This is a genomic window from Limosilactobacillus coleohominis, assembly GCF_016901675.1.
Classification (GTDB): Bacteria; Bacillota; Bacilli; order Lactobacillales; family Lactobacillaceae; genus Limosilactobacillus; species Limosilactobacillus intestinavium.
Window position 1 is genome coordinate 1 of the sequence record NZ_JACJKU010000004.1, and the last position, 23,794, is coordinate 23,794.

Consider the following 23,794-nt stretch of genomic DNA (forward strand, 5'->3'; position numbering starts at 1 on the left):
AATGTCGCATAAGGCACAAACTAAAAGGCAAGACGCCGATTGAATATCGGAATCTTGCCTTAGAAAAAGTTGCCTAAATTAAAGTGTCCAACTTATAGGGTTCACTTCACGTCCATTAAGTCCTTTTTAAATTTGGCAAAAATAAGTACAAAAAAAGGAACGCCATTGTGGCGTTCGCTTCTTTATTAACTATTGTTCTTCATACCAGCTGTAGTGGAAGTTACCAGGACGGTCAGTCCGTTCGTAAGTGTGAGCACCGAAGTAGTCACGTTGTGCTTGAAGCAAGTTAGCAGGAAGCACTTCTGCACGGAATGAGTCGTAGTAGCTAATAGCAGCACTTAATGCAGGAACTGGTACACCAGCCTTAACGGCAAGAGATACAACATCACGAATTGCACGTTGATACTTCTTAGCAACATCTTTGAAGTAATCATCGAACAAGAGGTTCTTGAGATCTGGGTTCTTAGTGTAAGCATCAGTGATGTTTTGTAAGAATTGTGCACGAATAATGCATCCTGCACGCCAGATTTGTGCTAATTCGCCATACTTCAAGTTCCAACCGTAACGTTCGGAGTCGATCCGCATTTGTTCGAATCCTTGAGCATAACTCATAACCTTACCAAAGTAGAGGGCTTGACGAATCTTTTCAACTAATTCTTTCTTATCGTCAATGGAAATTGCATCAACGTCTTCAGGCAATTCCTTGCTTGCTTGAACACGTTCGTCCTTCATCATTGAGATGTAACGAGCGTAAACAGCTTCAGTGATAACTGATTGTGGAGCACCACCATCAAGAGCAGTTTCAGAACTCCACTTACCAGTACCCTTGTTAGCACCACGGTCAAGAATCATATCAACGATTGGAGCATTCTTGTCATCACCGAGGTCATCCTTACGAGTAAGAATGTCAGCTGTGATGTCAACAAGGTAGCTGCTTAATTCACCCTTGTTCCATTCAGCGAAGGTCTTGGCAATGTCATCAACTGGCATCTTCAAAACATTCCGCATGATGTTGTAACTTTCGTCAATTAATTCTTCATCACCGTATTCGATACCGTTGTGAACCATCTTGACATAGTGACCAGCACCATTAGGGCCGATGTAGGCAACACATGGCTTGCCATCTTCTTCAGCCTTAGCAGCAATTTTAGTTAGGATAGGGGCAACTAAGTCATAAGCTTCCTTTTGACCACCTGGCATCAGGGAAGGACCGTGGAGAGCACCAAGTTCACCACCGGAAACACCCATACCGATAAAGTTGATACCAGACTTGTCTAACTTAGCGTTACGAGCCATGGTGTCATGGAAGTTGGTGTTACCACCGTCGATAAGGACATCACCCTTGTCAAGTAATGGTAATAATTCATCAATAACAGCATCAGTTGGTTTACCAGCCTTAACCATCATCAGGATACGACGTGGCTTTTCAAGGGAGTCAACAAAGTCCTTAATTGTGTAACTAGGGACCAGATTCTTGTCACTGTGGTCACGGATCATTTCATCAGTCCGGTTACGGTGACGGTTGTATACTCCAACGGTGAAACCGCGACTTTCGATGTTCAATGCAAGGTTCTTACCCATAACGGCAAGACCTACAACACCAATTTGCGCTTTCTTATCTGACATTGTGTTGTCACACTCCTTAATAAAATACATTTTACGGTTCCTATTATACCAGAAAGAAAAGCGATATTAAAACTATTTGAGAAACTTTGCACAAACATTTCTTTTAACTGAAATGGGTCTAATTAAAGCGGGAAATGATTAGAGTTGACAAGTAGTGCAATCGGTTGCTAAACGTTTGCCAAATCCATGATTGGTATAGCTTTGCTAACCAGGAATGTTGGACTTTGTTCAATATGTGAACAATAAAAAAGAGGAATTATAAAAGCCACAAATGACTTTGACAATTCCTCATGAAATATTGTTTAAATACTTTTCACGTATTTATTTACCACTGTTTTCTTTCAAGGCCTTATCACGCTTGTTTTGGCCAGTAATGAAGTAGAATGGCAAGATAATTAACAAGGCACCGAAGCCTAAGATTAATTGCTTTGCAGTTGCGTGGGCTAATAGCCATACAGAAGCAACCACGGCGAGAACTGGAATGAACCAGCCACCAGGGATCTTGAAGGAACGTTTTTGATCCTTCTTGGTCTTTCTAAATACCAAGACTGCTAAGCAGGTTGGAATGTATTGAGCAAACCGTGAAACAACTGAAATGGCAACCAGAGTGGTGTATGAACCAGACCAAGCAACAGCCATTGCCAAGCAAGTGTGAATAATAATGGCGACGTAAGGAGCACCCTTACTGTTTTCAGCACCGAGCTTCTTTGGCATTTGGTGGTTGTCAGCTAATGAAGCAGCTAACCGTGGTGAAATGAACGAACTGTTTAGCGCAAGTCCTCCCATGGATAAAAAGGTACCAATAACAATAATGGATTCACCGGCCCGGCCAGCAACTGCTTGGGCTGCGTCTTGCAGAGGCACAGAACTGTGTGCTAATCCAGAACCAAGAATACCAACACATGATACAACAACTAGAATATAAATAGTTGCAACGATGAGAATTACTAGTAGCAATGCACGTGGTAAGTTCTTTGAAGCGTCTTTCATGTTTCCGGCTGTAATAACTAGGGATTCAATCCCAGTAAAGACCATGAAAAGAGTAATCGTAGCATTAGCAAAACCATTGGCAGTACTTCCTGGTAAGAAGAACGGGTGGAAGTTAGCAGGGTGAAGGAAGAATAATCCAACAATTGCAACTAATAAAATTGGTACTAACTTAGCAACCGTTACGACGTTGTTAAAGACTTCAGAAGTTTTAACACCAGTTAAGTTAATTAGAATCAGAATAATACCGATGATAGTTACGATGATGTTCTTGGCAGTAGTAGTGGCTAATGGTTTGTAGACACCACCAATTGCTGTTGCAATCGCAACATACAGGGTTCCTTCAGCGATGATTCGAATTGCCCAAGTAACAACCCCAACTTCATAACCTACGAATGGTCCAAAGGCAGTTTTGGCATACAGATATGCACCACCAGTTTCGGTGAAAAGCCCCGCACATTCTGCGAAACACATTCCAATCATCAAAACTAGTACAGCATCTGCACATAGAGCTAAGATACTAGCGGGACCAAACAAGTTATATCCTTGTCCAGGAAGTAAGAAGATTCCTGAACCGAGGATTCCGTTTACCCCGAATAGAATGATACTCCAAAAGCCCATTTGTCTTTCAACCGAGCTCTTATTTGTACTCATAATAATGTCACCTCTTAAACTTAGTGAAACTAGCTACAACTCTATTATCACATTTTCACGGGTCAACCGCAAATTACAGTTGGAATTTTATGCAATAATAAGTCATTTGTATTTAATTGGCTCATAAACACTTACTTAATCAACAATCATTAGTAAGCCAGTTAAATTAAAAAAATCCTGAAATTGCTAGATGTTCTAACAGTTTCAGGATTTTGAATTATATTAATTACTTATTGAGGCGGTAGACCCATTGACGACCATCGCGTTCAAGTAATTCTTCAGCGGCCACTGGACCCATTGATCCAGGGATGTAGTTAGGGAATTGTGGTTCTTCAATGTCCCATAGCTTCCGTGCAACATCGACAAATTTCCAAGCGTAGGCAATTTCTGACCAAGAAGCAAAATTAGTGTGGTTGCCTTCTAGGGCATCATGGAAGAGTCGTTCATAAGGTTCTGGAGATTCAGCCTTGGTGGAGTCATCTTGCATGAACTTCAAATCTACAGGTTCAGTGTTAAACCCTTGACCAGCACTCTTGGCGTTAACCCGTAATGAGAAACCAGCGTCCGGTTCAACAAAAATAGTTAACACATTGCTCTTTAGTGATTGATCAGACTTCATCCGTGGGTTAGCAAAAATATCAATCAATGGCTTTTTGAAGACCACATCAATACGGGTAAACTTATCTGCCAGCTTCTTACCAGTACGGACATAGAAAGGAACGCCAGACCAACGATAGTTATCAAACAAAAGCTTAGCAGCGACAAAAGTTTCAGTGTTTGAATTTGGATCAACACCGTCTTCATCACGATAAGCGTTAGTGTTTTGCCCAGCATCATATTGACCCCGTACGAAGTTGGAAGCAGCTTCAGATGGAGTATAAACACGTAGAGACCGTAAAGCCTTGATCTTTTCAACCCGAACATCACTATCAGTAAATGAGACCGGTTGTTCCATTGCTAATTGAGCAACCACTTGCATGATGTGATTTTGCATCATGTCACGTAAAGCACCGGAATTGTCGTAATATCCAGCCCGTTCTTCAACACCTAACTTTTCACTTAATGTGACTTGGATGTTGTCAATGTAACGGTTATTCCAAAGTGATTCAATAATAGTATTGCCAAACCGCAATGCTTCGATGTTCTGAATCATTTCCTTGCCTAGATAGTGGTCAATCCGGAAAATTTGGTTTTCATCAAAAGTTTCTGATAATTCGTCATTTAATTTCTTTGCAGATGCAAAATCACGACCGAATGGCTTTTCAATAACCAAACGGTTGTAACCATCTTCAGAAAGTAAACCTTGTTTCTTTAGGTTTAATGCAATGGTACCAAAGAATTGAGGTGCCATTGACATGTAGAACAGACGGTTGCCATCGCATTCGAACTTATCGTTAAGATCTTTGATGCGGTCTTTTAAAGCCACGTAGTGTTCAGGCTTAGTGACGTCATGTGATTGAAAGAAGAAGTGTTTTACAAAGTCATGAGCCTGGCCCTTTTCAGTCTCTTTAATGCCACTGATGGACTTGGCAACCATTTCTTGAAACTCTTCATCGCTCTTTTGACGACGGGAAGTACCAAGTAGTGCAAAATGGTCAGCAATGTAACCCTTTTGATATAACTTAAAAAGTGATGGATAGAGCTTGCGTTGTGCTAGATCACCAGCAGCTCCAAACAACGTAATAACAGCTTTGTTTTCCTTAGCCAAAATGTTCACTCCTCTTGAATGTGATTAAATATTCACTCATCGGGTATGATTATATACTTTAAAACAACCGATTGCATTAAAAAGGGAGCGTTTTCTTTTCTTGTTAAATTATTAACAAAATGGCTCAAACTACCGACGGCTTGTGGCTTTGGCTTTTGATAAATGTTTAGCAAAAATTGGTCTAGTTCAAATTTTTTTAAATTAATTTTCGATATATGGTTGCTTTTCTGCTAGCAATCCAAAAATTGTGCAAATTACAACTACTAAAAATGAAACTAAAAGACTCCAATCCCAAGTATTAGTGACCGACTTTAACCATCCTGTAGAGACTGGCCCTAGTGCCGCAATAATGTATCCTACTGATTGCACCATTCCAGAAAGATCTCGGGTAGTATTAGGATTCTTAGTTTTCAGGCCAAAGAGGGTCATGATAAGTGAGTAACTGGCGGCCGTGCCTAATCCAAGACAGAGCGTCATGATAGTATAGTAGGCAAAATTGTTGGTAGGTAGCATCAAGCCTAAAAACCCAATTGCGGTTAGAATAGATGACCCCCAAATTAACGCATTACGTTTGGCCATTTTGCTAGCCCATAGTGGGATTACGAATGCCGCTGGCATCGAAAATAGTTGCAAGAAACCTGCAATGATACTAGCTGCGTTACTTGACATTCCATGGTTTCTGGCGATGGTTGGTAACCAGGTGACAGTAATGTAAAAAGACATGGATGAACCAGCCATGTAAAGCAGCAGACACCATGCACGCCAGTTATGCCAAACTGACTGATGTTTTGCTAATTTGATTTGTTTATTAACTGGGTGAACGGGATGATGAACATTGGGTAACCATACCAAAAGCGTGATAATTACCAGTGTTGAGAGGATCATAACGGCGATTTGCCAGTTGAATAATAAGGTTAATGGTGTAATAACGTACGCAAAAATAGCACTGAACATATCTAAGGCAACACCATATAGACTAGTCATCAATCCGACTTGGTTGGGAAGCTGTTCGGTAATAATCGCAGGCAAGAGAACATTAATAAATGTAATCGCAATGCCAATCAAGAGGGTACCAATTAACAAGGCGGAATATGAGATTACTCTGGTATAGGCTCCAATGATGAGCACGATTAGTGCACCGAGAATTGCCACATTATTACCAACACGGCGACAAATCAATGGAACAAATGATGATAAAATCCCAAAGCAAAGCAGGGGAATAGTCGTTAACATTCCTAAACTGGTGACGGGAACGTGAAAAGAACCAGCAATTTCGGTAATAACTGAAGGTAATGCTGTAAATGGTGATCGCATACATGCGCCTAATAAAATAATGCCTGCAATTAAGAAGGCTTTTTTTAAAGATTTATTTTGCTGCATAATTCTTCTCCCGTTCCGTATAATCACCCTTATCTTAGCATATTCAAGGCGTTAATTTGACTATGTTTGTCTAAACAAATATACTATAAGAAGATCTTTTTACGGAGGAATACAATGGCGGCAGATATATACCCCTTTTTAACTTTCGAAAATTCGAAACAGGCAATGGACTACTATGTTCAAGAGTTCGGGGCTGAAATTATCACAAGAACTCCTTTCACCGAAGAACAGGTGCAGGGATTAGGATTGAATGTTGAAGACCTTTCTGGAACAACGGCAGTCGGCGAGTTTGTCGTAGCAGGTCAGCGGATACTGTGTGGTGATGCAACAATGACCATGCCACAAGCATCATCATTAGTATCAATATTTTTAGATTTTGATGGAGACGCTGCTGCAGCAAAAGAACTGTTTGATCATTTAGCATCATCTGACCAACAACGGGTGACGTTACCATTTGCGGATCACATGGTAGGTAAGCAGTTGGGACAGATTGTTGATAAGTATGGTGTAACTTGGTACATCAGTGCTGGGAGATAAACATTTTTAATAATCTATAAATTAAAAGAGGATGACATTGGTAATTTCCAGTGTCATCCTCTTTATCATTTAATTATTTTGGGAATCCTTCCAACGTTTTTGAAGAATACTATAAATAGTATCGATGTCTTCATCAGTACCACGTAATTCATAGTCAGCTAAAAATGGGGTGTTAAATTTTTTAGAATACATCCGTGCTGTTAAACAATATTGTTCATTGAAATTTTTATTACCACTACCAACAATACCAAGACACTTTTTATAGTTATCATGCGAATCAATATACTCGCCTAAAGCATTGGTCATTAATTCAGTAAAGCCTGAATCAAATCCATTACCACCATCCAGATAAGTAGGAACGAACGCAAAAAAGTTCTTTTCTTCCGCTTCTGGGAGTGTTTGATCTGTAATTTCCTTTAAGTTGATTTCCAAGTCACGACTATTAATACTATGTTGCTGTTTAGCAAAAGCTTGTAGACGTTTTAAGAAAGAACGGGTATTACCCTCAATTGAGATGTATAAGATGTTAATTTTATCCATAATGCATTTCTCCAACATTTAATTTTTACTTTGCAGTATTTGATGAACCTTGATTTTCGACTGGACTTACTTCGAACCAGTCAATGTATGAATTTTCATAATCTCGAATTGTTAATTTGAGATCGCCAATCTTGATGGTGTCATTATTTTTGATATGAGGGAAGTTATCAATCACATAACCAGACAAAGTAACGGCATCATCAGCTTCAAATGATTTGATATCCTCGTGGAAAAATCGCTCAAAATCATATGTAGTGGTTTTTCCATCGACCTTATAATGGCCATCAGGCATTTTACTGATCATGTTGTCAGCAACGTTATCAATCTCATCCCGAACGGTGCCAAACAATTCTTCATAGATGTCTTTATCAGTAATGATTCCTGAAGTACCACCATATTCATCAACCACAACCACCATTGGAACACGAGTGTGAATCATTTATTCCAATACTTCGGTGATGGCTGTATTCTCAGGTGTTGTTGGTAAATGACGAAGAACCTTAGAAACAGATAAATTACCATTAATCCGGGCCTGTTTAATTAGGTCATAATTAAACACATAACCCACGATTTTATCCTTATCATTATCGGCAACGACTGGTAAACGACTGTACTTGGTTTTGATGTATTCGTTCAGTGCATCGTTAACAGTTTTAGTAATATCAATCACTGTTAATTGCGTCCGGTCAATCATAATATCCTTTGCAACTTTATCATTAAATTTAAAGGCACGCTCCATATAAAGAAGGTCTCCACGTTCCAAGGCCCCACCCTTAACAGAATTTCGGGTTAAACTAATGATCTCTCCTTGCGAAAGGACTTCATCATTTTCATCTGCTGGTTTCATACCAAGCATTCTCACAATTCCATTTGCGGATGAATTTAGCAGCCAAACAAATGGGTAAAAGATAATGTGAAAATAATGAAGTGGTGTCACAGTTAACATCATCATTTTGACAGGGATGTCAATGGCAATGTTTTTAGGGACGATTTCAGTTAATACCACCTCTAAATAAGTTAACAGCAAAACGCCTAAGACAGCACTAATCACATGAACCATGCTCTGGTTTAACGACCATCCAGGCAAGTGGAGAGCATCTACCAGTAGTTCTTCCAGTGTTTCCTCACCAATCCAACCAAGAATAATTCCACACACAGAGGTACCAACCTGTGTCGTAGAAAGGTATTCTGTTAAGTTGGATACCATTTTAATAGCACGTTTAATTTTAATCGATGGCTTGTCCAGCTGAGCTTGTTTTTCTTGTAAGGCAGTTATACGAACCTGTACTAAAGCAAATTCAGCAGCCACAAAAAACGCTGCAAAGATAAACGTGACGATGATGATCAAAATGTTGACCATTATCTGACTCTTATCCAAAGTTCAAGACTCCCATTTCTGTATAATTACTACTACGTAACTGGCAATAATCAAGATAATATCGCATAGCGATATTATTATACCATGGTAAACTAAATACGAAATGATATAAATGCTGAATTTAACAAAAGGGAGACGCTTTCAGGAGAATGATGAATGAAAAGAATTGTAATTGTTAATCAAAAATCGGATGATCTTTGTCATGCAGTTAAAGAACAACTGCCTAAAGCAATTGAATATCCAGATTTTAACTGGCAGCCACAGTCGCAAGATATTATTTGCTGGATACCGAATGATGAGATACGGGTTGACCTAGCGGTTAGCGATTTAGCAGCAAAGCTAGATCAAAGTGCTGTTCAGCCCGCTAAAATTATTATGAAGTCAATTGCCGGAACAGCGGATGACGCTACTGATGATCAGTTAACACGCTGGTATGGAGAAACTGGCCAAAATATGGTAATGGACCACTTATATGCTATTAAGATGATCGACGAATTGGAATTTCCTTACACAATAGTACGGTCGCTACCGTTAACAAATGACGATGTTCAACGCTGCCTGATGACTGAAGGGCAACCATACCGGGGTAATTATAGCAATATTCAGCAAGTGGCAACTATCATTGCTCAAGCAACAGATCCAGAAAAGTTTAAAAATCAATCTATTGGTATTTAGTATTAAATACTAAATCATGGTATATTATTAACTAGATGAGCGTGATAAGGAGGGATAAACGGTGATTAAACAGGAATTCCACAATTGGCGAACGAAATTAAGTAAAATTCAACTTGATGCCTGGGATGAATTACCAGAAATGGATTTATATGTTGACCAGGTTGTATCATTTATTAATGATCATTTAGCAGGATTAAATGTTGACCCATTAACTAAATCAATGGTTAATAATTATGTAAAAAAAGGTGCCATTATGGCACCGATTAAAAAGAAATATTCTGCACCACAAATTGCAGCACTCTTTGGAATTGTCCTCTTAAAAAATATTTATTCGTTAGATGAAATTAAAAAGGGAATCGATCAATTGACGATTAATAATTATCCAAAGGTGGTTTATAACCGATTTGTAGAACTATTTAATGCACGTTTGCGAAATGAAGATGCGCCTACCCCAAGTCCCCTTACTGACACAAATGAATATATGATGCATTTGGTAGTAGATACTGCATTCCAGAGAATTTTAACTGTTCAGCTATTAAAAGAGATGCAGAAAAAGGAGACACCAGTTAAACCTGCAAAAAAATAGTTATTGAGCTAAATTCATAAGATAATGATGACTTTGGAGTTGTTCTCTGCAGTCATCATTATTTTTTAGGTTAATTTCGTAAATACTAGTTGCAGTTTGATTTAAAACTGGTAAAACAGCTGACCAGTCGATTTTACCCGTTCCCAAAGGGAGACTGTCGTGTTGCTGCCCATAAGAATCGACTAAATGATAATGAACAATGGACGGTTTGAGGTGGTTAAGTGAGGCTATTAATTTTTCATTGTTACCATGAACATAAATGAAACAGTGGGAAGTATCAAAGGCTAAGCGATAGTGGTGGTCAATGATTTCATCTTCTAAAGACGGTTCACCGTAGCTAAAAATTGGTGATATTGAATTTTCAAACATGATGTGATTGCCACCCATTTTTTTAAAGCGGTCAAGACGGTTAAAACATGCTTTTTGAGCGTCCTCTACGGAAGAATATTGATGAATAAAGAATTGCGTTTCATTCGCGTATGAGCCATGAACTAAACATTGGATATTTAAATCAGAGGATAAACGTACTAATTGCTCTGTTGATGTTTCAATAAAGCGATACAATTGCGGGAATTTATTCTCAGGGGCAATTAATTCAGTATGAAACTGACCATATGCCATTGGATGGTGGATAACGATGTTTTCCACTCCCTGACTTTGCACGTACTGAACAGCATCAAAGAGCTTTTTATAACCGTCTTGAGTGAAATCTGAAGTATCAGTATAAAATTCATAGGTAGTGGGATGATATTGCAGACGGTCATTAATTTGCTCAATATCACGACTCCCTTTTAACCCTAATTGAGGTAGCATCAGTTATTCCTCCCTTGTTTAGTCGGTTGGTTAGTCTTTGGTTCTAAAATTATTCAATTGTTTTTAAATATTTATCGATTGTTTTAAGAACACCGTTTTCATCGTTTGCTGGTGCAGTGTGTTTGGCTATGTTAATTACTCGAGGATCACCGTTTTTCATTGCATAACTTTCACCGACTAATTGAAGCATTGTCATATCATTTTGACCATCACCAAATGCCATTAATTCATCTGCTGACCAATGGTGGATCTCCATTAGTTTTTTGATTCCGGTGGCCTTATGCATTCCGGCAACGATGAGGTCCATATTGCCATATCCACTGGAAACTGCAGTAAGTTTTCCAGCAAAGTCATGATTGATCTTAGCTTGCATTTGTTGGGTGATTTCTCCTGGAACATCCATTTGAAGCTTGACGATTGGATCATCAATTTCATCTAATGAATTGATAGTTTTCATCCGTGGATAGTGCTTTTTAATGCGTTTGGCAAATTCAGGATTTTCACCCTTAATGACAAAAGCGTGGTCTAACCCTGAAGCTAAAAACGTACTGCCTGGGGTTGCTTGGTGCAGTTTGAAAATTCCTTGGACAGTAGCAGGCTTAATTTGTCCGCAATAGATCATTTTCCCATGATCAAAGCATTCAACACCGTTTTCAGCAACAAAGCATAGGTCATCGACATAGTCTGGAAAAGCCATATGTAACTGATAAATGGGATTACCACTAGCAACGATAAATTGAATTTGCTTTTTCTGAAGACGTTGCATGATATGTGAAAAGTATTCATGGTCATAAGTACCCGCGGAATTCAAGAATGTTCCGTCCATATCTACAGCAATTGCCTTAATCATTTTTAATCCCTTCCTAAACTAACAAAGGTGTTAAAACGCATATATTGATAATGGATGCGCATATTTGAAACTTCGAATGGGGTTCCATCATCTAGGAAGAAAACCCCTTCCATAATTCCAACTGGTTCAGTTGGCTTCAGGCCCAATAGTTTTTGATCGGCCTGACTGGATGGATCAACCGTTAAGGTCAGGTAGGAACGGGTGACAGTCCGTCCTTTTTTGTTCTCCAAATAATTGAAGATGGAGCTTTCCAAAATATCTGGGGACAATGTTGGCAAAATTTTGATTGGAATATAGCCAGTCTCAATCATGAATGGTTGGTCATCAATGAGTCGCAATCGTTCAATTTTGTAAACATATTCGTTCTCATCTAAAAATAGGTCTTGACGAATTTCATCCGGGGCAGGTATTACACGGTAATTAAGCAACTTAATTCCCTGCTTTTTGCCATCTAATTTAAAACTGTCTGTAATTCCTAAGTTACTGCCTTCATAACGAAACATGGCCCGGTTTTTGAGATAAAGAGGGTTAATGAAAGTACCCGATCCACGTTTTTTGAAAATGATCCCTTGTTGGACAAGAACATCCAAAGCCCGTTTAATGGAGCTTCGACTAACGTCGTACATACTACTAAGGCTCCGTTCATCAGGTAACTTCATTCCCGGATATTGATTATCTAGTATTTTATGTTTTATATCTCTCATGACTGAGCGGTATACTAAATCTGACATAATTAATTTGCTCCAAATCTCCCAATCCTTGGGAAAGTTAATTGTGTTTGTTATGATCTATAATTAGTATACCAAAATTTCTGTAAGTGGTAATCACTTTTGCAAAATTGGACCGTTCCATAAACGGTATTTTTTCATAAAAGGAGTTCAATGCATTATGAGTAAAAAGAAGAAAAAAGGTTTAAAAAAGACCCAAGTTGAACAAATTCTTGATAAAAATAACATTACTTACAAACAAATGGAATTTCCTACCCATCAAGATGGTGATGTAAGAACGATGTCAGTCGATCATCTTGGGATTGATGAGCACAGAATTTATAAAACCTTAGTACTAGAGGGACCTACTACTGGCCCACTAGTTGGGGTTGTTCCCGTTGATAGTCATTTAAATGAAAAAGCGTTAGCTCGGGTTTCTGGAAATAAAAAGGTTGAAATGGTTCCATTAAAAAAGCTAGTTAAGACAACTGGCTACGTTCACGGGGCTAACACGCCAGTTGGTATATATGAAAAGAATCACTTTCCAATCTTTATAGACCAAGATGCTGAAAAAGAGGATACAATTTTTGTTTCGTCAGGTCAGATTGGTAGATCGGTAGAAGTGAACGCAAAAGATTTAGCTACATTGGTTCATGCTGAATTTGCAGATTTACAACAGAAATAATGGTTAATAATTTTCTCCATACTTTAGCTGTATTTGCAGGGTTAATAATAATTTTGCCTGTCATACTAGGAAGTATTCTAGTGGCAATTAGTAGAGCTAACAAGAGTGCTTCAGTGTTGCTAAGTGGTTTTTATGGTCAAATTATTTTTGGCGGAATTGGCGTAATAATCCACGAAATGAGTCACTTGATTTTAGCTGTTATTTTTGGCCATCATATTCAAAGTGTGAGCCTATTGCATATTCCCGATTCTCACGATCCCCGTGATCGTGGATTGGGATATGTTGGTCATACTTGGAATGACAACAATCTATACCAGAAAATTGGCAACGTTTTTATTGGAATTGCGCCCGTTATCGGATGCTCATTAGCGATGATTTGGAGCACTCGCTTATTGGTTCCATCATTTTATAATCAGTGGTTGGTTGCAATTGGCGGACGTCAAATTACAGAACACCCCATTGCTTGGTGGCAATGGGGATTGTGGATAGTTTTAATGATTAACATCAGTATTGGTGGTTTTGATTTGAGCGCAGCAGATTTACAAAACTCTCGTCAGGGAATTGTGGCGCTAATAATTGTGATTACATTAACAGCTTTTTTAAGCAGCTTAATAGTGAATTACCAAACCATTTATGCTAAATTGTCTCAAATAATCGGTCCATTAATGTGGATGTTAATCTTCGCAATTGCAATTAATGCTGGCTTGTGGTTGATAATGCGGATAGGTGTCCGTTTACGATCTCGTTAATGAATAATTGACCGTTTTCTTGTTCAGGATTAGAATAAAATTGTAGAAGTTTTTTAGTTTTTTTAAAGAAGAAGGGGTATATCCATGAGAAAAAAACTGACTGCATGTACAACCATTTTAGTTGGTAAAAACGCAACTGTTGATGGTTCAACGATGGCTGCTCGTAATGATGACACACCTGCTGCAATTACACCGCAACGGTTTGTTGTCTACCCTGCATACCACAATAATCCAAACCAAGTTCATGCTTATTTAAATAAATTTGTTGGTGACCGTCCAGCTGATGGTTATCGTTACCAAGGTGTTCCTAATGTTAATTTAACAAAGGAAGGAACCTTTGACGAAAACGGTTTTAACGAAAAGAATATTGCGATGTCCGCTACAGAAAGTTTCTATGCTAATGAACGGGTATTAGCTGCGGACCCAATGAATACTGAATCAGGTATTAACGAAGATGCCATGATGGCAATGGTTTTGCCATTCATTAATAGTGCTAAAGAAGGGGTTGAATACCTCGGTAAATTAGTTGCCAAATATGGTTCTGCTGAAGGTAACGGTGTTATCTTCTCTGATAAGGATGACATTTGGTACATGGAAATCGCTACTGGTCATCACTGGGTTGCTGAACGGATTCCAGATGATTGCTATGCCGTTACTGGTAACCGTGCTGCCATCCAAGACGTTGACTTCAATGATCCGGATAACTTTATGTGGTCAGATGGTATTCAAGATTTTGTTGAAAAGAACCACTTGAATCCAGATATTGACGAATGGAATTTCCGTCACATTTTTGGAACTGCGGATGTATTTGATCTTCACTACAACACACCACGTCAATGGTATGGACACTTCTTATTCAGTCCTGATGTTGAAATGGACCCAGAAGACTTTGACTTACCATTCATTATGAAGGCGCGTCACAAGTTCACTTTGGAAGATGTTGAAAAGTACCTGAGTTCGCACTACGAAAATACACCATTTGATCCACTGGGCCACATGGGAACTAAGCAACAAAAGCTATTGTATCGGCCAATTTCTTTGAACCGAACACAAAACTCACACATTATGCAAGTACGTCCAAATGTGCCTGAATCTGCTTCTGCAATTATGTGGATGACCTTTGGTGGAATTCCTTCATTCTCACCATACATGCCATTCTTTGCTCAAGTTGACGATAATGATGAACGTCTCCGTAACACTGCCATGAAGATGGATCTCGATTCTGACAGCATTTACTGGATGTTCCGTCAATTATCTATGATTGTCGAATCACACTTATCTGAATTTACTAAACCAGATTTGGATTACTTAAAGAGTGTTCGCCAATACTTCTACAGCTGGGTTGCTGAAAATACTGCCAAACTTGATGGTATGTCAGACAAGGATGCAACAGATTACTTGAATGATCGTACTAAGGGTATGCTTGATGAAGTTTCTAAGCGGACCAAGGACCTAATGGCTGAATTAATGACTAAGGGTGTTGAAATGTCCAAGTTGACATTTGACATGGATCCAAACTTATAATTTCAATCTAACGTTACTGAAAAATAGGACGAAGAATTAACTTCGGCCTATTTTTTTATTGTCATATGAAAACGATTTCCTAGAAACTATTGACAACGGTTTCAGCTAGTAATATTATACTGGTGTATCGATAAACTAAAGCGCTCACAAAAAGGACAAAGGTGATCGAAGATGAACTATTTTATCGGAGTAGATGTTGGGACAACCAGTACCAAAGCAGTGCTTTACAATGAACACGCTCAAGTATTGACCCAAACGAAACAAGGATATCCGCTTTATCGTGATGCCTCTGGCATGGCGGAACAAAATCCAGATGAACTAGTTAACGCAGTAGAAAAAGTTATTCACGATGCGGCACAATCTGCGGATTTGACTACTGGTAAGTTATTAGCAGTTTCTTTCTCCAGCGCTAACCAAAGTGTTATTTTGCTGGATGAAAATCATCAACCCATTACAAGGGCAATGACCTGGGCCGACACTCGGGCACGAAAGGTTGCATCTGATCTCAAAAGTTCTCCAGAAGGAAAACAAATATATATTAAGACGGGGACGCCCATTCACCCGATGTCTCCATTGACTAAATTAATGTGGTTAAATGCAGAGATGCCTGAAAAAATGACTAGTGCAAAATATGTGGCCGATATTAAATCATATCTATTCTATCGATTGTTCAATGTATTTCGCGTGGATATTTCCATAGCATCATGTACTGGAATGTTAAACATTGAAACAGCCGATTGGGATTCGCAAGCACTTTCCCTTGCTCATGTAACACCAGAACAATTGCCGGAAATTGTTAGTGGTACGACTCAGCAAGTAGGGCTAACCAAAGAGGCACAAACAGCGATGGCAATTCCAGGAGATACGCCATTTATCTATGGTGCTTTTGACGGGGCCCTATCTAACTTGGGTGTGGGAGCCTTATCAAAAGATACTGTGGCAATCACGATTGGAACTTCGGCTGCAGTTAGGGTGGTGACTGATCATCCAGTGATTGATCCACAACAAAGATTATTCTGTTACGCAGTTGATAACGGATTATGGGTGATCGGCGGTCCGCTTAATAATGGTGGTGATGTTTTCCAATGGGCAGTAGAACACTTAGTTGATGCAAGCGCTGTTCAAAACGAAAACATGGATGCTTATGCATTAGCAAACGAAGTGATTGCCGGAGTACCAGCTGGATCGAATGGCCTTATCTTCAACCCTTATTTGGGTGGAGAACGAGCACCAATTTGGAATGCTAATGCTCGCGGTAGTTTCTTTGGACTCTCTCAACTACATACTCGAGCAGATATGCTCAGGGCTGTGATGGAAGGAATTAATATGAATATCAACAGCGTATTCCAAGCAGTAAGAAATTTAGTTGGAGATCCAAAGAGTGTCACCGCAACTGGTGGGTTTGCACAATCCGCAGTTTGGAAACAGATGTTAGCAGACGTCTTGAATTGTCCGGTTGAAATTCCTAATTCTTTTGAATCAGGCTGTTTAGGAGCTATTGTAATGGCAATGAATAGTCTGGGGATTGTTGATAGTCTAGAAGCTGTTCAACAATTTATTGGAGAAAAAGAAGTATGTAAGCCAGATTCAGAAGCGGTTGCTGTATATCAAAAATATCAACCTGTCTTCGAACAGGTTCAGGAGCTTTTGTCACCAGCTTATGCAAGAATGGCGGATCTACAACAGAAAACGACGAATCATTAATTATAAAAAGGAGTTAAACAGATGCCACTACTAATCGTATTAATTGGTGTTATTTTCTTAATCTTCTTAATTGTTAAGTTAAAATTAAACACCTTTGTTTCATTAATTATTACTTCATTCTTAATTGCCTTACTACTTCGGGTTCCAGTTGCTAAAATTCCAACTGCGATTGAAACTGGTATCGGCGGTCAACTTGGTCACTTAGCAATTATTTTTGGTTTTGGATCTATGCTAGGTGCCCTGGTTTCTGATGCTGGTGGTGGTTTTAGAATCGCTACAACGCTGATTGATAAGTTTGGACGGCGCTGGATTCAACTTGCTATTATTCTAGCCTCATTCATTATTGGATTAGCCCTGTTCTTTGAAGTTGGACTAGTTGTTGTCTTACCAATTGTCTTCATTATTGCTCGTGAATTGGATATGCCATTGATGTACCTTGGGATTCCAATGGCAGCAACTCTGAATGTCACTCACGCATTCTTACCACCACACCCAGCACCAACTGCAATTGCTGACATGTTAAATGCCAACCTAGGACACGTTTTGCTGTTAGGAATTATTGCAGCAATTCCAACGATTATCGTTGCGGGGCCAATCTTTAATTGGTTCCTTCATAAGGTTTACCCACAAGTTTATCGAAAGAATATTGACATCTCAGTTCTTGGTGAATATAAGGAATTCGATTTAGATGAAACGCCAGGATTTGGAATTTCTGTTTTAACAGCGATGATGCCAGTTATTTTGATTGCTTTGGGAACAATTCTGGGCTTTGTACTACCAAAACACAGTGCAATTGGTGAATTTGTTCAATTTGTATGTGCTCCTGATGCCGCAATGTTAATTTCTCTTATTTTTGCGATTTTCACAATGGGATTACGGCGTAACAAGCAAATGAAAGAAATTGAAAACACCTTAGTAACTTCCGTAAAACAAATTGCACCAATGCTGTTGATCATTGGTGGTGGAGGTGCCTTTAAACAAGTGTTAGTTGAAGGTGGTATTTCCAAGTATGTTTCTCAACTATTCACCAACACCCACATGTCACCAATCCTTGCTGCATGGCTAATCACCGCCATTTTACGGGTGGCTCTTGGTTCATCTACAGTTTCTGCATTGACTGCTGCTGGATTAATTGCACCAATGGCTCAACAATATGGTTCTCAATCTGCTATGGCTGCATTGATGGTTCTTGCTATCGGTGCAGGATCCGTGTTCTGTGATCACGTTAATGATGCTGGTTTCTGGATGATTAAGTCATACTTTGGTTTGTCACTGAAAGAAACATTATTATCATGGTCGACCTTGACGTCAGTCTTAGCAATCGCCGGATTAGGCAGTGTTTACTTAATTTCATTATTTGTTTAATTCATCTAAGGCGGGGTTGCATTACTGATGCAATCGCCGCCTTTTTGAATCCATAGATCGTTAATTTAGGGAGGAAACAGTTATGTTTGATTTAAGCAGTTTTTCTTTAAAGGGTAAGTCAGCAATCATCACTGGAGGTGCCTCTGGACTGGGCGAATATTATACAAAAGCAATGCTAAAAGCAGGTGCTCAAGTAATGGTTGTGAGCCGCACTGATAAGAATTGGGACGTGATGCAACAATTTGCTGATGAGTTAAACGCAAATATTTATTTCTTAAAGCAGGATATTACCGCTAAAGATGCTCCTCAAAAAATTGTTGAAGAAACTATCAAGCAATTAGGGAAAATTGATATTTTGGTTAATAATGCTGGAATGCAATTACGCAATAAATGGCAAGATTTTAAAGATCAGGATTGGGAAAAAGTGGTCAACCTTAATCTGAATGCCGTTTACTTCTTATCACATGCTGTTGCTAAGGAGATGGCTAAGCAAAAGTCAGGTAAGATTATAAACATTGGTTCCATGCAGTCATACCGTGCAGGAAAGTTTATTTTTCCTTACACCGCTAGTAAGCATAGCGTGGTTGGCCTGACTAAAGCCTACGCTGACGCATTGGCTCCTTATAATATTCAAGTGAATGCCATCGCTCCAGGTTATATCAACACACCAATGACAAAAGCACTCCAAGAAGACCCGGTACGGAGTAAAGAAATACTAGCTCACATTCCAGCAGGCCATTGGGGGGATCCTTCAGAATTAATGGGGGTTGTTGTATTCCTTGCCAGCTCTGCTTCAAACTATGTCACTGGGGTAACGTTACCAGTTGATGGTGGGTATTTGTTGCGATAACTGTTAAAATAATAGCCAGTATTCTTCAAGAGAGGTGGTAGCGTAGTGAAACGAGCAACGATTTCACAGGTCGCCAAAGAAGCTGGTGTTTCCGTTACAACGGTATCCCGCTATTTAAATGGCAAATACTCTAAGATGGGGTCAGAAACCAAGCAGAAAATTGCTGATACCATTAAACGGCTCAACTACATTCCAACGGCTTCGGCACGTCGATTACGTCAAGGTCAATCACACGTGATTGGGGTTTTAGTAGGTGATATTGGGAACACATTCTCGACACTGCTTGCAAAAGGAATTGATGATGTTCTACACCCTGCAGGGTACGATATCGTTTTAATGAATACTAACAACAGCACCATAATTGAGAAACGTGCACTACAACGCTTATATGAATTACAAGCTGACGGAATTATTGTTCAACCTGATGCAATTCATTTCGAGCAATTTGCAGACTGTATTAATCGAGAAATCCCCCTTGTATTAGTTGACCGAGAGGTAATGGATCAACCAGCAACGGTCGGTCGAGTAACTAGTGCTAATCAAGATGCTTGTTATCGATTAGGTCAAGTATTGCATCAAAAAAACTATGACCACATTTTGACTGTTAGTGCCCACTTTGCAGAAGCATCAGGTCAAATCCCCCGTATTGCGGGATTAAAAGCCACTGCTGAAGATTATGGATTGAGTTTCCACAATATTGAAACTCGTGGTCGCGATTATGAATGGTTGAAGAAAGAATTGCTACAAAAAATTAACCGGTTGCCAGGAAAAACGGTAGTTATTTCTCTGATGGGGCCGATTTTATTTCAAATTCTTGATATTTTTAAAGAGTTACAGATTAGCTTTCCAAAAGACGTTGGGCTGGTTAGTTTTGATGATTGGAACTGGTCACGGTACGTTCAGGATGGCATTTACCTAATGCGACAAGATATGGAATTAATGGGTAATGTTGCGGCTCGAAAACTGCTTAATCAAATTAAGTATCATACTGTCATTAGTGATACCACTATTTTGCCTGTCGCAATGGTTAATAAGCTATCGATTTAAATGCTTTAATCGTGCTAAAATATTAGATAAATTGAAGGCTACAATGTTTTAGAGGAAAGGAAATACCATGTTACTTAATTACTTCTTTGATTTTGACAAGACACTTGCTAGTTCTGGAGATGCATCTGTTAAAGCTACTCAGCAAGCTTTTAAGGATAATGGATTAACAGTACCTGACACGGATGCCATTTTAGATGCAATGGGAATTCCTGCTGAAGTTTCATTTCCACAGATGGCAAAGGAAGACCTTTCAGCAGAATAAGCAAAAAAAGTAGTAGACCGTTTTCGGGAAGTGTACAGCAACTACGAATTGGCTTCTACAAAGTTATACCCTGGTATTCGTGAGATGTTGGACACATTAACCCAGCGTCATAAGAATCCATTTATTGTTTCTAGTAAAAAGACAGATGCGGTTGACCGGAATCTCAATAATTTAGATATTCGGCATTACTTTAAAGATGTAGTGGGATGTGATCAAGTTGATCATTATAAGCCAGCACCTGATGGCATCTTACTGTTATTGGATAAATATCAATTACAAAAGGACGACAGTATGATGATTGGCGATGCCCGTTATGATTTACAAATGGGTAAAGCAGCTGGTGTTCACACGTGCGGTGTCACTTGGGATGCTTATGACATTGATAGCTTGAAACGGGAACAGCCGACATATTTGATTGATGCGCCGTTAGAATTACCAGGATTAGGGCAGAAATAAATTTTTGGATACGGAAATATATTAAAATTCCGTATCCTTTTTATGTTATAAAGTTACTTTTCTAAAGTACGACCTCTTAAAATACTTATATATCAATGATTTAGAATGTTTAAAATTGGACCGTATCAATTTTATAAAAGGTTGACTTTTTGCCAAAATGCTTTATCATGGTAGTCGTAAATTGATAAGATTTACGATGCGTTACATTAGTCAATTACGTAGTTATTTCTTTATAGAAGGAGTGTATATTACAATGACAGTAGATTACGATTCCAAGCAATACTTGGAAAATGTTGATGCTTACTGGCGTGCTGCTAACTACCTTTCAGTTGGTACACTGTTCTTAATGCACAACCCACTGTTACGTCGTGAATTAGAGGCTAAGGATGTTAAGCCTAAGCCAATTGGTCACTGGGGTACTATCGTTCCTCAAAACTTCATTTATGCACACTTAAACCGTGTTATTAAGAAGTACGACCTGGACATGTTCTACATCGAAGGTTCCGGTCACGGTGGCCAAGTTATGGTTAACAACTCATACTTGGATGGTTCATACACTGAAATTTACCCTGACTTCACTCAAGATGTTAAGGGTATGGCTAAGCTATTCAAGCACTTCTCATTCCCAGGTGGTACTGCATCTCACGCTGCCCCTGAAACACCAGGTTCTATCCACGAAGGTGGGGAATTAGGTTACTCACTTTCACACGGTGTTGGTGCTATTTTAGATAACCCAGACGTTATCGCCGCTGTTGAAATTGGTGACGGGGAAGCTGAAACTGGCCCATTGGCTGCTTCATGGTTCTCAGACAAGTTCATCAACCCAATCAAAGATGGTGCGGTATTACCAATCTTACAAATCAACGGTTTCAAGATTTCTAACCCAACTATCGTTTCCCGGATGACTAACGAAGAACTTACTAAGTACTTCGAAGGTATGGGCTGGAAGCCATACTTCGTATCAGCTTACACTGATGGTGAATTTGATGGCTTAAAGCCACACATGGAAGTACATGAAGAAATGGCTAAGACTATGGACAAGGCCATTGAAGACATCAAGGCTATCCAAAAGAACGCTCGTGAAAACAACGATGATTCTCTACCACAATGGCCAATGATCATCTTCCGTGTTCCTAAGGGTTGGACTGGTCCTAAGAAGGATCTTGATGGTAACCCAATTGAAAACTCATTCCGTGCTCACCAAATTCCTATTCCTGTATCACAAGATGATATGGAACACAAGGACATGCTTGTTGACTGGATGAAGTCATACAAGCCTGAAGAATTATTTGATGAAGATGGTCACCCAGTTGAAGCAGTTACTATGACTACTCCAAAGGGCGACAAGCGGATGGCTATGAACCCTATCACTAACGGTGGTATTGATCCTAAGCCATTGGTACTCCCAGACTACCGTGACTTTGCTGTTGACGTTAAGGAACCAGGTTCCGTTGTAAAGCAAGACATGATTGAATGGGGTAAGTACCTCAACAAGGTTGCTGAATTGAACCCAACTTCATTCCGTGGATTTGGCCCTGATGAATCCAAGTCTAACCGTCTTTACTCCATCTTAGATGGTCAAAAGCGTCAATGGATGGAAGACATTCACGAACCAAACGATGAAAACATGAGCCACTCTGGTCGGATGATTGATTCTCAACTTTCCGAACACCAAGCTGAAGGTTGGCTTGAAGGTTACACTTTGACTGGTCGTCATGGTTTCTTCGCAACTTACGAATCATTTGGTCGTGTTGTTGATTCAATGTTGACTCAACACATGAAGTGGTTACGGAAGGCTAAGGAAATGTACTGGCGTCATGATTACCCAGCACTGAACTTTGTTGATACTTCTACTGTCTTCCAACAAGACCACAACGGTTACACTCACCAAGATCCAGGTCTGTTGACTCACATGTACGAAAAGGAACGTCCTGACTTAGTTAAGGAATACTTACCAGCAGATACCAACGAATTGATGGCTATCTCTGATGTTGCTTTCCGTAACCGTGAATGCATCAACATTTTCGTAACTTCTAAGCACCCACGTGCTCAATGGTTCTCCATTGACGAAGCTACTGAAATTGCTAAGAACGGTCTTGGCTACGTTGATTGGGCTTCTACTGACCAAGGTGAAAACCCAGATGTTGTCTTTGCTTCTGCCGGAACTGAACCTACTGAAGAATCACTTGCTGCTATCAGCATTCTTCATGACAACTTCCCAGAATTGAAGATTCGTTACATCAACGTTGTTGACATTATGAAGTTAATGCCAATCGAAAAGAACCCTGAAGGTTTGACTGACGAAGAATTCGATCGTTACTTCACTACTGATGCTCCTGTAATCTTTGCATGGCACGGTTTTGAAGACATGATTCAATCACTCTTCTTCCCACGTCACAACCACAACCTTCATGTTCACTGCTACCGTGAAAATGGTGACATCACTACACCATTTGACATGCGTGTATTGAACGAACTTGATCGTTACCACTTAGCTAAGGACGCTATCCTTAACGTTAAGGGTTACGAACAAAAGGGTGCTGCCTTCGCTCAAAAGATGGATGACATGGTTGCAAAGCACAACCAATACATTCGTGACGAAGGTAAGGATCTTCCAGAAGTTGAAAACTGGGTATGGAAGACCTTAAAGTAATAACTACTAAAGGTTTCGCGTTTTAAATCGAAAAAGAGCTGAGATTTTATCTCAGCTC

General features: G+C 39.4%; 19 protein-coding genes and 2 pseudogenes. 12 read left to right on the plus strand and 9 right to left on the minus strand.

Going from position 1 to position 23,794, the window contains the following annotated elements:
• Window positions 1-189: 189 nt before the first annotated feature.
• The 4 genes from gndA to H5975_RS00675 all read right to left on the minus strand — a co-directional run bounded on the left by gndA (window position 190) and on the right by H5975_RS00675 (window position 6,355).
• Window positions 190-1,626, minus strand: a complete 1,437-nt coding sequence (gene gndA / locus H5975_RS00660; RefSeq protein WP_178661418.1) for an NADP-dependent phosphogluconate dehydrogenase — start codon at window positions 1,624-1,626, stop codon at window positions 190-192.
• Window positions 1,627-1,947: 321 nt separating this feature from the next.
• Entirely contained in the window at window positions 1,948-3,267 is a 1,320-nt protein-coding gene (locus tag H5975_RS00665) for an APC family permease (RefSeq protein ID WP_204784464.1), read from the minus strand.
• Between the two features lie 226 nt (window positions 3,268-3,493).
• A complete protein-coding gene (zwf, locus tag H5975_RS00670) occupies window positions 3,494-4,975 on the minus strand; it encodes a glucose-6-phosphate dehydrogenase (RefSeq protein WP_178661414.1) in 1,482 nt (493 codons plus the stop codon).
• A 201-nt stretch (window positions 4,976-5,176) separates the two neighbouring features.
• Window positions 5,177-6,355 carry a CynX/NimT family MFS transporter gene (locus tag H5975_RS00675; RefSeq protein ID WP_204784465.1) on the minus strand — a complete coding sequence of 393 codons (1,179 nt, stop codon included), beginning with the start codon at window positions 6,353-6,355 and terminating at the stop codon, window positions 5,177-5,179.
• Window positions 6,356-6,469: 114 nt separating this feature from the next.
• Here H5975_RS00675 and H5975_RS00680 point away from each other — a divergent pair, with 114 nt between their 5' ends.
• On the plus strand, window positions 6,470-6,892 hold the full coding sequence (locus H5975_RS00680; RefSeq protein ID WP_204784466.1) for a VOC family protein: 423 nt from the start codon (window positions 6,470-6,472) through the stop codon (window positions 6,890-6,892).
• A gap of 69 nt (window positions 6,893-6,961) precedes the next feature.
• On the opposite strand, the gene nrdI is transcribed toward H5975_RS00680, so the two are convergent.
• Together nrdI and H5975_RS00690 are read right to left on the minus strand one after the other, a co-directional pair.
• Window positions 6,962-7,432 carry a class Ib ribonucleoside-diphosphate reductase assembly flavoprotein NrdI gene (gene nrdI / locus H5975_RS00685; RefSeq protein ID WP_178661408.1) on the minus strand — a complete coding sequence of 157 codons (471 nt, stop codon included), beginning with the start codon at window positions 7,430-7,432 and terminating at the stop codon, window positions 6,962-6,964.
• A gap of 25 nt (window positions 7,433-7,457) precedes the next feature.
• Window positions 7,458-8,792: pseudogene (locus H5975_RS00690) on the minus strand (hemolysin family protein).
• A 174-nt stretch (window positions 8,793-8,966) separates the two neighbouring features.
• Here H5975_RS00690 and H5975_RS00695 point away from each other — a divergent pair.
• Window positions 8,967-9,485 carry an NAD(P)H-binding protein gene (locus tag H5975_RS00695; protein WP_204784467.1) on the plus strand — a complete coding sequence of 173 codons (519 nt, stop codon included), beginning with the start codon at window positions 8,967-8,969 and terminating at the stop codon, window positions 9,483-9,485.
• Window positions 9,486-9,546: 61 nt separating this feature from the next.
• Window positions 9,547-10,071, plus strand: coding sequence for a DUF1836 domain-containing protein (locus tag H5975_RS00700; protein WP_204784468.1), 525 nt, complete (start codon window positions 9,547-9,549; stop codon window positions 10,069-10,071).
• Here the strand turns inward: H5975_RS00700 and H5975_RS00705 are convergent, their stop codons facing one another.
• From H5975_RS00705 to H5975_RS00715, 3 genes are read right to left on the minus strand one after another with little or no spacing between them, the layout of a single operon-like run.
• Entirely contained in the window at window positions 10,072-10,887 is an 816-nt protein-coding gene (locus H5975_RS00705; protein WP_204784491.1) for a TIM barrel protein, read from the minus strand. It abuts the gene before it with no gap.
• Between the two features lie 46 nt (window positions 10,888-10,933).
• Window positions 10,934-11,734 carry a Cof-type HAD-IIB family hydrolase gene (locus H5975_RS00710; RefSeq protein WP_204784469.1) on the minus strand — a complete coding sequence of 267 codons (801 nt, stop codon included), beginning with the start codon at window positions 11,732-11,734 and terminating at the stop codon, window positions 10,934-10,936.
• A gap of 2 nt (window positions 11,735-11,736) precedes the next feature.
• The gene (locus H5975_RS00715; RefSeq protein ID WP_178661398.1) at window positions 11,737-12,465 is read right to left on the minus strand and encodes a GntR family transcriptional regulator; all 729 of its coding nucleotides are present in this window, start codon (window positions 12,463-12,465) and stop codon (window positions 11,737-11,739) included.
• Window positions 12,466-12,622: 157 nt separating this feature from the next.
• On the opposite strand from H5975_RS00715, the gene ybaK reads away from it, so the two are divergent.
• From ybaK to H5975_RS00760, 9 genes and pseudogenes are all read left to right on the plus strand, one after another.
• Window positions 12,623-13,126, plus strand: coding sequence for a Cys-tRNA(Pro) deacylase (gene ybaK / locus H5975_RS00720; protein ID WP_204784470.1), 504 nt, complete (start codon window positions 12,623-12,625; stop codon window positions 13,124-13,126).
• A gap of 80 nt (window positions 13,127-13,206) precedes the next feature.
• Entirely contained in the window at window positions 13,207-13,875 is a 669-nt protein-coding gene (locus H5975_RS00725; RefSeq protein ID WP_204784471.1) for a hypothetical protein, read from the plus strand.
• An 84-nt stretch (window positions 13,876-13,959) separates the two neighbouring features.
• Entirely contained in the window at window positions 13,960-15,399 is a 1,440-nt protein-coding gene (locus H5975_RS00730) for a C69 family dipeptidase (protein WP_204784472.1), read from the plus strand.
• 171 nt (window positions 15,400-15,570) lie between these two features.
• Window positions 15,571-17,103, plus strand: a complete 1,533-nt coding sequence (locus H5975_RS00735) for a gluconokinase (protein ID WP_204784473.1) — start codon at window positions 15,571-15,573, stop codon at window positions 17,101-17,103.
• 21 nt (window positions 17,104-17,124) lie between these two features.
• The gene (locus H5975_RS00740; RefSeq protein ID WP_178661388.1) at window positions 17,125-18,468 is read left to right on the plus strand and encodes a gluconate:H+ symporter; all 1,344 of its coding nucleotides are present in this window, start codon (window positions 17,125-17,127) and stop codon (window positions 18,466-18,468) included.
• Window positions 18,469-18,550: 82 nt separating this feature from the next.
• Window positions 18,551-19,318 carry a glucose 1-dehydrogenase gene (locus H5975_RS00745; RefSeq protein ID WP_204784474.1) on the plus strand — a complete coding sequence of 256 codons (768 nt, stop codon included), beginning with the start codon at window positions 18,551-18,553 and terminating at the stop codon, window positions 19,316-19,318.
• A gap of 45 nt (window positions 19,319-19,363) precedes the next feature.
• Window positions 19,364-20,365 (plus strand): LacI family DNA-binding transcriptional regulator, encoded by a 1,002-nt coding sequence (locus H5975_RS00750; protein WP_204784475.1) that lies wholly within the window; start codon window positions 19,364-19,366, stop codon window positions 20,363-20,365.
• 67 nt (window positions 20,366-20,432) lie between these two features.
• Window positions 20,433-21,083 (plus strand): annotated as a pseudogene (locus H5975_RS00755) (HAD family hydrolase).
• Window positions 21,084-21,336: 253 nt separating this feature from the next.
• Entirely contained in the window at window positions 21,337-23,736 is a 2,400-nt protein-coding gene (locus tag H5975_RS00760; protein ID WP_204784476.1) for a phosphoketolase family protein, read from the plus strand.
• The last annotated feature ends 58 nt before the right edge of the window (window positions 23,737-23,794 follow it).

Excerpts from the sequence above, each read along its gene's own strand:
- H5975_RS00695 (WP_204784467.1), top strand. The coding sequence starts at position 8,967 with ATGAAAAGAATTGTAATTGTTAATCAAAAATCGGATGATCTTTGTCAT.
- nrdI (WP_178661408.1), bottom strand. The coding sequence starts at position 7,432 with ATGGATAAAATTAACATCTTATACATCTCAATTGAGGGTAATACCCGT.
- H5975_RS00715 (WP_178661398.1), bottom strand. The coding sequence starts at position 12,465 with ATGTCAGATTTAGTATACCGCTCAGTCATGAGAGATATAAAACATAAA.
- H5975_RS00710 (WP_204784469.1), bottom strand. The coding sequence starts at position 11,734 with ATGATTAAGGCAATTGCTGTAGATATGGACGGAACATTCTTGAATTCC.
- H5975_RS00740 (WP_178661388.1), top strand. The coding sequence starts at position 17,125 with ATGCCACTACTAATCGTATTAATTGGTGTTATTTTCTTAATCTTCTTA.
- ybaK (WP_204784470.1), top strand. The coding sequence starts at position 12,623 with ATGAGTAAAAAGAAGAAAAAAGGTTTAAAAAAGACCCAAGTTGAACAA.
- H5975_RS00665 (WP_204784464.1), bottom strand. The coding sequence starts at position 3,267 with ATGAGTACAAATAAGAGCTCGGTTGAAAGACAAATGGGCTTTTGGAGT.
- H5975_RS00675 (WP_204784465.1), bottom strand. The coding sequence starts at position 6,355 with ATGCAGCAAAATAAATCTTTAAAAAAAGCCTTCTTAATTGCAGGCATT.
- H5975_RS00760 (WP_204784476.1), top strand. The coding sequence starts at position 21,337 with ATGACAGTAGATTACGATTCCAAGCAATACTTGGAAAATGTTGATGCT.
- gndA (WP_178661418.1), bottom strand. The coding sequence starts at position 1,626 with ATGTCAGATAAGAAAGCGCAAATTGGTGTTGTAGGTCTTGCCGTTATG.
- H5975_RS00735 (WP_204784473.1), top strand. The coding sequence starts at position 15,571 with ATGAACTATTTTATCGGAGTAGATGTTGGGACAACCAGTACCAAAGCA.
- H5975_RS00680 (WP_204784466.1), top strand. The coding sequence starts at position 6,470 with ATGGCGGCAGATATATACCCCTTTTTAACTTTCGAAAATTCGAAACAG.
- H5975_RS00745 (WP_204784474.1), top strand. The coding sequence starts at position 18,551 with ATGTTTGATTTAAGCAGTTTTTCTTTAAAGGGTAAGTCAGCAATCATC.
- H5975_RS00730 (WP_204784472.1), top strand. The coding sequence starts at position 13,960 with ATGAGAAAAAAACTGACTGCATGTACAACCATTTTAGTTGGTAAAAAC.